The sequence below is a fragment of the Terrisporobacter sp. genome (assembly GCF_017888745.1).
Classification (GTDB): domain Bacteria; phylum Bacillota; class Clostridia; order Peptostreptococcales; family Peptostreptococcaceae; genus Terrisporobacter.
This window is the reverse complement of record NZ_JAGHFM010000296.1, coordinates 1-9,604: the sequence shown is the minus strand read 5'-3', so window position 1 is coordinate 9,604 and position 9,604 is coordinate 1. Positions and strand designations below refer to the sequence as shown.

12 protein-coding genes are annotated in these 9,604 nt (G+C 28.3%); all 12 read left to right on the top strand.

What is annotated here, in order from left to right:
- On the top strand, positions 1–596 hold a 596-nt coding region (locus tag J7G74_RS13555), incomplete at its 5' end, for an ABC transporter substrate-binding protein (protein ID WP_297136308.1).
- Positions 597–598: 2 nt separating this feature from the next.
- Positions 599–1,582, top strand: coding sequence for a FecCD family ABC transporter permease (locus tag J7G74_RS13550; protein ID WP_297136306.1), 984 nt, complete (start codon positions 599–601; stop codon positions 1,580–1,582).
- Between the two features lies 1 nt (position 1,583).
- Positions 1,584–2,369 carry an ABC transporter ATP-binding protein gene (locus tag J7G74_RS13545; protein WP_297136304.1) on the top strand — a complete coding sequence of 262 codons (786 nt, stop codon included), beginning with the start codon at positions 1,584–1,586 and terminating at the stop codon, positions 2,367–2,369.
- A gap of 57 nt (positions 2,370–2,426) precedes the next feature.
- Complete coding sequence (locus tag J7G74_RS13540) at positions 2,427–3,719, top strand: nitrogenase component 1 (RefSeq protein ID WP_297136302.1); 1,293 nt, start codon at positions 2,427–2,429, stop codon at positions 3,717–3,719.
- Positions 3,706–4,932 carry a nitrogenase component 1 gene (locus J7G74_RS13535; RefSeq protein WP_297136300.1) on the top strand — a complete coding sequence of 409 codons (1,227 nt, stop codon included), beginning with the start codon at positions 3,706–3,708 and terminating at the stop codon, positions 4,930–4,932. Before J7G74_RS13540 ends, J7G74_RS13535 begins: the two co-directional genes overlap by 14 nt.
- Before the next feature lie 19 nt (positions 4,933–4,951).
- A complete protein-coding gene (locus J7G74_RS13530) occupies positions 4,952–5,431 on the top strand; it encodes a HugZ family pyridoxamine 5'-phosphate oxidase (RefSeq protein WP_297136298.1) in 480 nt (159 codons plus the stop codon).
- 264 nt (positions 5,432–5,695) lie between these two features.
- Positions 5,696–6,187 (top strand): MogA/MoaB family molybdenum cofactor biosynthesis protein, encoded by a 492-nt coding sequence (locus tag J7G74_RS13525; RefSeq protein ID WP_297136296.1) that lies wholly within the window; start codon positions 5,696–5,698, stop codon positions 6,185–6,187.
- A complete protein-coding gene (modA, locus tag J7G74_RS13520; protein ID WP_297136295.1) occupies positions 6,172–6,924 on the top strand; it encodes a molybdate ABC transporter substrate-binding protein in 753 nt (250 codons plus the stop codon). The genes J7G74_RS13525 and modA overlap by 16 nt, the downstream gene beginning before the upstream one ends.
- Entirely contained in the window at positions 6,917–7,582 is a 666-nt protein-coding gene (modB, locus tag J7G74_RS13515; RefSeq protein WP_297136293.1) for a molybdate ABC transporter permease subunit, read from the top strand. The genes modA and modB overlap by 8 nt, the downstream gene beginning before the upstream one ends.
- 12 nt (positions 7,583–7,594) lie before the next feature.
- On the top strand, positions 7,595–8,614 hold the full coding sequence (locus J7G74_RS13510) for a molybdopterin-binding protein (RefSeq protein ID WP_297136291.1): 1,020 nt from the start codon (positions 7,595–7,597) through the stop codon (positions 8,612–8,614).
- 12 nt (positions 8,615–8,626) lie between these two features.
- A complete protein-coding gene (gene moaC / locus J7G74_RS13505; protein ID WP_297136290.1) occupies positions 8,627–9,100 on the top strand; it encodes a cyclic pyranopterin monophosphate synthase MoaC in 474 nt (157 codons plus the stop codon).
- An 18-nt stretch (positions 9,101–9,118) separates the two neighbouring features.
- A partial coding sequence (locus J7G74_RS13500; protein WP_297136289.1) for a radical SAM protein occupies positions 9,119–9,604 on the top strand: 486 nt, incomplete at its 3' end.

Genomic DNA, 9,604 nt, shown 5'->3' with positions numbered 1-9,604 from the left:
TGGACAATATGTTTAAAGAAAAAGTAGAAGAAAGTATGAAAGAATATGATTTAAATACGTTCTTCTTTGATACTACTACATACTCAAACTTTTTAACTAGTATAGAACAATTAGGTGAAGAAGTAGGAAAAGAGAAAGAAGCTGATGAGTTAATAAATACTCTAAAGGAAAGTGAAAAAGAAGTAGCTAAGTTAAAAGGTGATAAAGATGTAACTGTTGCTATACTATTTGGTGGCGGAGAAAACTTTATGCTAGCAACTGAAGATTCTTATTTAGGAGATTTAGTTAAGACTGTAGGAGCTAAAAACATAGCATCAAATTTAAATGGAAAAGTTGAATCAGCTTATATGCAATTTAGTTTAGAACAAATAATAGAGCAAAACCCTGATTATATATTAAGATTTGCACATGGAAATTTAGAAGAAACTAAAAAAGCCTTTGATACTGCTTTTGATAAAAATCCAGCATATGCTGAATTAGATGCCGTAAAAAATAATAAGGTTATAGATTTAGATCCAAATGTATTTAATGTATCAGCAAACTTAAAAATAACTGAAGCTATAAAAACTTTAGGAGACGTATTATACGGTGAGTAAATATGAAAATAAATAAGAAAACAACAATATTAGCTATGGGTGTTATCACCCTAGCTATACTTTTAATACTATTATCAACGGTAGGTAGTGTTAACTTAAGCATAGGAGAAATATTTAGTGCACTTATAAATGATGATAATAAAATGGTAACTACGATAGTTTATAAGATGAGATTACCAAGAAATATTCTAGCAGCATTAGTAGGTGCAAATCTAGCAGTAGCAGGGCTACTGTTACAATCAGTTATGAAAAACTCTCTAGCAGATCCAGGGATTACAGGAGTATCAACTGGAGCAAGTGTTATGGCAATAATCATACTTTTATTATCTCCAAGCTACACAAGTGTTCTTCCTATATTTGCATTTTTTGGTGGAGCAATAGCTTGTAGTATTGTTTATATTATGGCATGGAAAAATGGACTTCAGCCAAATAGAATCGTTCTTTCTGGAGTTGCTGTTAACACAATTTTAGGAGGAATAATAACTTATATATCAACTATGTATAGTGAAAGAATTCAAAGTGCAATGCTTTGGTTAAATGGTAGCTTAGCTACAAAAACTTGGGCAGATGTAAATATGCTTATAGTTTACTCAATCGTAGGTTTAATATTAGCATTATTTTTAGTTAGAAGTGCCAATGTACTTCAACTTGGTGATGATGCAGCTAGAAATTTAGGATTTAATGTTAATTTAACTAGATTAGCAATATCTGCAGTTGCAGTATTTTTAGCAGCAACTGCTACAGCAGTTGTAGGAGTTGTAAGTTTTGTTGGTCTTATTGTGCCACATATCGGTAGGATGCTTATGGGAAGTGACCACAAGTATACAATACCATTTAGTATTATATTTGGAGCAATAGTTCTTTTAGTAGCAGATACTTTAGGAAGAACTATTGGGGGTGCTGTAGAGATACCTGTAGGTGTAATTATGTCTATAGTAGGAGGACCGTTTTTCTTATATTTATTAAGAAAGAAAGGGGACTATTAAAGTGTTAAAAGCTAATAATTTAAAGGTTGGATATGAAGAAAAAATAATAATTGAAAATTTAAATATTGATATAAAAAAAGGTCAAATAGTTTCTATACTAGGACCAAATGGATGTGGGAAAAGTACATTGCTTAAAACTTTATCAAGAATGATAAAACCTGTAAGTGGTGATATATATATAGAAAATAAAAATATAACTAGCTTAAAAAATAAATATATTTCACAAAAATTATGTTTATTATCTCAACACAATAGTGCGCCTAATGATATTAGTGTTGAGGAGCTTGTGTATTTTGGGAGGATACCTCATAAAAAATGGTATGAATCTAAAATGAAAGATGATGAAGAACTAGTTGATTGGGCGATTGAGAATGTAGGACTTACTAAGTATAAAAAATCACCAATAAGTTCTTTATCAGGAGGGGAAAGACAAAGAGCATATCTTGCACAAGCTTTATGCCAAAAGCCAGAAATATTGCTGCTTGACGAACCTACAACTTATCTTGATATATCACATCAGCTAGAACTTATGGAGCTGATAAATGAAATCAATGAAAAGCTTAATATAACTATTGTTATGGTTTTACATGATTTAAATCAAGCTAGTAAGTATAGTGATAGAGTTGTCATTATGAAGGATGGAAAAATCATCGCTGATGGTAAGCCAAAAGATACTATAAATCATGAAATTATTAAAAAGGTTTATAGAGTAGAATGTGATATAGATAATGATCCAATAAGTAATAGACCAAGAATTCATCCTATACAAACTATAAAATGTAGCTAATATGGTTTAGTATTTAAAAATAACTAGATAAAGCAATTAACATAGAGAGGAATAAGTATGTATACTTTAGATGTTTTAAATAGACTTAATGAAATAAATGAAGATAAAGATATAAAATCATTATCTCATGCAATTTTTCCAGGGACACATTGCCCCTTATTTGGAGTAGCTTTAACAGCTTCTTATATAAAAAATATGCCTTTGATAGTAGTTGGAACTAGTGAGTGTACATATTATACTAAGAATTTTGCATATCACAGACAAAAAGGTAATGATAGTGTGTATTCGGTAGTTGTAAAAGAAAATGATGTAGTATTTTCTGCTGAGAAAAAAGTAAAAAATGCTATAAAGCAAGTGGTTGAAATTGAAAATCCTGATGCTATAATGGTAGTTTCAACTTGTGTTCCAGAAATTATAGGTGAAGATTATACATCACTTCCTTATATGTTAGAAGATGAACTTGATATACCTATATTTGTAGTAAATACAGATCATTTTACATGTAATGCACATATACCAGGAATGAGCCGTTCTTTATCAGTACTAAGTTCAGCTATGAAGAAGTTTAAAGATAAGGAAGGAATAAACATACTTGGACATAGACAAAAAAATGTGGAAAATACAGAACTTATAAAGTTACTTAAAAAGCACAACATACATATAAATACTGTAATTCCTTCAAGCTGTAATATAGAAGATATAAAAAATGCATCAAAAGCAAAATTAAATATAGTAACTGATATGATAGCCTTAGATTTAGCTAAATCTATGAAGAAAAAGTTTGACATAGATTATGTTTATTTTGATAAGCATATGAATAAAGAAACTATAACTAAAAATTATGAAAAACTATCTGAAATCTTAGAGATTAATTTGCTTGATGAGCTTAATGATGAAATAGAAAAATATGATGAACTATTTAAAAAATGTAGTGGATTACTTAATAAAAGAAAATTAATATATGGAAATACTCCTATGATGGCATTTGAGACTGTTGATTTCTTAAGTGATTTAGGTATGGAACCTGTATTTATACAAGTTAGAGAGTTATATGAGCAAGACTTAATATATAAAGATAATATATCTAAAAAAGGGTTCAATCCATACATAAGTAGAATTGCAAATATTGCTCCTCTTAGAGAATTATATGAAACAATTGGTGGAGATGTTTATATAGGTCATGAAAACCCAATGTTATTAAAAGAGAAGGGACTTATGCAAATTACATTAGATGATCATGCACAAAAAATAGGTTATGAGCTTCCGATTGGTATGATGGAAAGTCTAATTAAATTATTTTCACTAGATAAAGATACTAAGATGGGAGGAATGATGAATGTCAGTATATAAGTATTTTCCAGTAGCAAATGATAGAATGGGTATGATATGGACACTTTCATCAATAGAAGGTGCTTGTATTATAGAATTTGGTCCAGCAGGAACTACTCATTACGGTATAGAAGTAGTTGGAAGTTTAAACGGCGATGATAAAGCAAAGATATATTCAACTCATATGGATCAAAGTGATATTACTTTTGGGAAATATGATAGATTAGAAAAATCTATATTAGAAGTTGATGAAAATATGAAACCAAAATATATTTTTGTAATGGCATCTTCAGTATCATCAGTAATAGGTGCAGATGTTAGTAGTGTGTGTACAATGTTAGAAGATAAAGTTAGTGCAAATCTTATACCAATAACTACAGCAGGATTTAAGGATGACTACAATGGAGGTGTTGAAAATGCACTTATGATGATTGTAAAAAATATGGTTAAATCTAGAGAAGAGTTAAACATTGAAGAGTCAAATCAAAGATATAATATAATTGGTTCAAATATAGACAAATACAATTTTTTATCAGATGTTAATGAATTAGAGAGAATGATGGATGTTATATTTGATAAAAAAGTAAATACAACTTTTACTGCTTATACAAGTGTTGAACAAATTGAAAGAGCATCACTTGCCTCTTTAAATATTGTTATAAGAAAAGAAGGTCTAAAAGCAGCTAAATTTATGGAAAAGAAATTTGGTATACCATATGTATATGTAAATATGTATGGATTAAAAAATAGTATTAAATTTATAGATACTGTAAAAAATATAACTTCATGGGATGTAAATGAAGAAAATCTAAATAAAGAAATACAAAGTGTTAAGAATCATATATTTGGAGTTAAACGTAAATTTTACTTCTATGAAGGATGTAAAAATGCAGCAATATTTGGAGATTATGATACAGTAATTGGTATGAGCGACTTGTTAGAAGAGTTAGGTATTAGTATTGATAGAAAGCAAATATTATATAAAACAAGTTGTGAAGATGATTCTATAATAGTAAGTTCTGAAGAATTACCAAGAATGAAATATCTAAAAGAAGCAGAACTTTTATTATTACTAGCTGATGGTGTTACATTAGACATGAAGCATAATTCAAAATTTGACTTACAAGTCAGCAATCCAAATTTACACAGAATAAATATATATCCATCAACACCATATATGGGATTTAGAGGATGTTTATGGATGATAGAAAATATATTAAATATAAGATTATAATAGGACAACGAGGTATACTATGGAAAATTTATTAAAAAAACAAAAAAGCTTAATAATAAGCTCAATAGATAGTGAAGGAAAACCAGCTATAAGTTATGCACCATTTGTAATGATAGGTGAAAAAATTTATGTTTACTTAAGTAGGGTGGCAGAGCACTACTATAATTTAAGAGACAACCATAAGTGTTCTGTGATGATTATAGAAGATGAAAATGAATCAAGAACAATATTTGCAAGAACTAGATTATCATTTACTTGTGAAGCTAATATACTTACTGAAGTAAGTGAAGATATATTCAATAAGTTCGATGAAGTTCATGATCCTAAGATGATGTCTATGTTTAAAAATATGGATTTCGATATGTTTGAATTAGATATAAAAGTTGGTAGACTTGTAAAAGGATTTGGCCAAGCGTTTGAAGTTAAGTTTGTTGACGGAAATATAGAATCTATTCAGGTAACTGGTGTAGATAAAGGAAAAGGTCATGGAATGAAATAGTATAAATTAAATAATTTCAAGTAGGTAGTCTATATGGCTACCTACTTTTTTCATATTAGGTTGAAATAAACCACATTATTTTTGATATTCTCAGTCATTAATTAATAGATTAATACCTTTTGTTATTATAATATATAAATTTATTAAAAATACGTACAATAAATATTTATTAGCCTGGAATATATGTGTTATAATAATGGTTATATGATGAATATTAGGATATATTAGGGAAATTTGTTTAAATTAACAATTTGGAGGATAAAAATGTTTACAGTAGGAATTATAACAAGTAGCGATAAAGGCTACCAAGGAGAAAGAGAAGATAAAAGTGGACAAGTTGTTGAAGAAATAGTAAGCAAAAATGGATTTAAAGTAGTAAAAAAAGTAATTTTACCAGATGAAAAAGACTTACTAGAAAAAGAAATGACAAACATGTGTGACAACTTGGAAGTAAATTTACTTTTAACAACAGGTGGAACAGGATTTTCAAAGAGAGACATAACTCCAGAAGCAACAAAATCTGTAATAGAAAGAGAAGCTCTAGGTATTGTTGAAGCTATAAGATTTTACAGTTTACAAATTACAAAAAGAGCTATGTTATCAAGAGCAACTTCTGGAATTAGAAAAAACACTCTAATAATTAATTTACCAGGAAGTCCTAAGGCATGTAAAGAAGCATTAGACTTTGTATTAGATGATGTAAAACATGGAATTGAAATATTACTTGGGGAGGCAAAAGAATGCGCAAGAAAATAAAATTATTAAGTATTATACTTTGTATTTTTACACTTACTGGGTGTGATAAATCATCACAAAAGGAATTAACAATAAGTGTGGCTACAAGCCTTTCAGATCCAATCAATAAAATAATCGAAGAATATGAAAAAGAAAATAATGTAACGGTTAATGTAAATTATGGTGGCTCTGGAACTTTAAAAAATCAAATTGCAAATGGAGCAGATGCATATGTTTTCTTCTCAGCTAATGAAAAGTTTATGAATGAATTAGTAGATGAAAATATGGTTAAAGAAGAAGATGTAACAGTCCCAATAAGTAATTCACTAGTACTAATTAAAAGTGAAAAGTGTGAATATGATATTAAAAGTTTAGAAGATATATTAAAATATGATGTAACTATGGCTATAGGTCAAATTGATACTGTTCCAGCAGGTCAATATGCAAAGGAGTCTCTAGAAAAACTAGGTATTTTCAATAAAATAGAAAAAGATTTAGTGTATGGAAAAGATGTATCAGCCGTTAAAAATTATGTGGAAACATCAGAAGTTGATTTGGGAATAGTTTATAAAAGTGATACTTTAGATTTGAAAAAAAGTGAGGTTGTATTAGAAATTCCAGAAGACACACATGAAAAAATAAATTATACATTAGCACCTATAAATGGTAATGAAGATGGTAAAAAAATAATTGAGTTTATTAATTCTAAAAGCTCAAAGGAAATATTAAAAGAATACGGATTTTTAATAAATGAATAATACGATAATTGATTCTGCTATTACATCTATAAAAGTCTCTGTAATATCTGTAATAATTACTTTTATCATAGCTATATTACTTGTATATTTTAATAATTATAAAAAAAATAAAAAGAAAAATATTATAGATATGTTAATACTTTTACCTATGTTTATACCTCCATCAGCCATAGGATATATCATATTAGTAATGTTAGGGAAAAATAGTTTTATAGGTGTGATTTTAGAAAAATATTTTAATGTAAGAATAATTTTCACAATATATGCTTCTATTATAGCATCTGTCATAGTTACATTGCCGCTTATGTACCAAAGTATAAAAACATCTATTTTTTCAATAGAAGAAGATATAATTAATGCCGGTAAATTAGATGGAGCAAATGATTTTCAAATATTTAATAAAATAATATTACCACTATGTAAAAAAGGTATTTATAGTGGATTATTATTATCTTTTGCTAGGTCTCTAGGTGAATTTGGAGCAACTATTTTGGTGGCTGGAAATATACCTGGAAAAACACAGACACTACCAATGGCAATGTATAATGCAATAGAAGCAAGTCAAAGTGAAAGTTCTATAATTATATTATTTGTTATACTTAGTATATCAATATTTCTTATAACTATTTATCATAATTTGAACAAAGAGAGAATTTAGGGAGATTAGTATATGAAACAAATAAGAATTGAAGATGCTGTAGGTTGCATTTTATCTCATGACGTTACTAAAATAGTTCCAGGAGAATTTAAGGGAAGATTATTTAAAAAAGGTCATGTAATAAAAGAAGAGGATATACCAAAACTTTTAGATATAGGTAAGGAACATATATATGTTTGGGAACAAAAAGAAGGTGAGCTTCATGAAAATGATGCAGCTATAAGAATAAAAGACTTGGTACTTGGTGAAGGATGCTCCATATCAGAAGAAATAAAAGAAGGAAAAATAGACTTCTTTGCTGCTAGACAAGGAGTATTAAAAATAAATAAAGATGAACTTTTAAAACTTAATTTATTAGGAGAAATAATAGTAGCTACTATGCATAATAATACTCCAGTTAAAGTAGGGGAAAAAATAGGAGCAACAAGAGTTATTCCATTAATAATAGACGAGAAAAAGATTTTAGAAGCTGAAAAAATAATAAATGAAAAAATTATAAGTGTGAAAGAAATTAAGCCTAAAAAAGCTGTACTTATAACTACTGGTAATGAAGTATATAAAGGAAGAATAAAAGATGCTTTTTTACCAGTTATGAAAGAAAAACTAGAGTACTATGGTAGTGAAATAGTTAGACAAGTAATTCTTCCAGACAATAAGGAAATGATTACTGAAAATGTATTAAAATCCATAGAGGAAGATAAAGTAGATATGATAATTTGCACTGGTGGTATGAGTGTAGATCCTGATGATGTTACACCATCAGCTATAAAAGATTGCAATGGAGAAATTGTAACTTACGGTGCACCAGTATTACCTGGAGCCATGTTTTTATTAGCATACTATAAAAACACACCAATTTTGGGAGTTCCAAGCTGTGCTATGTATTCTAAGAGAACTATATTTGATTTAGTACTACCAAGGGTTTTAGCTGATGAAAAATTATCATTAGAAGATATTGCAATGTATGGTAATGGAGGAATGTGCTTAAATTGTGAAATATGTTCTTTCCCTCATTGTTCATTTGGTAAATAGGAGGAACTAATCATGGATAAGTTAACACATTTTGATAAAAATGGTAATGCCGTAATGGTAGATGTATCTGAAAAAAAAGAAAATGAAAGAATAGCAACTGCTTGTTCTACTATTTCTCTAAGCAAAGAAACATTAGATTGTATAAAAAATGGTGAAGTGGGAAAAGGTGATGTATTAGGTGTGGCTAGAGTAGCTGGTATAATGGCAGCGAAAAAAACATCTGACTTAATACCAATGTGTCATCCATTAATGATAACAAAGTGTAATATAGATTATGAAATAGATGAAGTTGAAAGTAAGATAAAAATATTAGCCACAGTAAAACTTGTAGGCAAAACAGGTGTAGAAATGGAAGCACTAACAGCAGCTACTATAACTGCTTTAACAATTTACGATATGTGTAAAGCAATGGATAAAAGAATGGTCATTGAAAATACATTTTTACTAAAGAAAACAGGAGGTAAAAGTGGGGAATTTAATTTTTAGTAAGTAACCACTAACATTATGATAGACAAATTTGGGAGAAAAATAGACTATCTTAGGATTTCTGTAACAGAAGATTGTAATTTAAAATGTATATATTGTATAGATGAAAATAATATACTAAGCACATGTCATAAGGATATTTTGACTAATGATGAGATAATAAAAATTGCAACTCAGTGTGCTGATTTAGGTATAAAAAAAATTCGTATTACAGGTGGAGAGCCTTTAGTCAGAAAAAATATAGAAAACTTAATATATGAATTAAACAATATAGATGGAATAGAAGAAATATACATAACAACAAATGGTGTTTTATTACATGACAAAATAGAGAATCTTAAGAATAATGGATTAACAGGAGTGAATATAAGTTTAGATTCTTTGAAAAAAGATAGATTTAAGAAACTTACTAAATTCGATAAATTATCAAATGTATTATCTTCTATAGATAAATGCTTAGAACTAGGACTTAAAGTTAAGATAAATACAGTTATTGTTGATGAT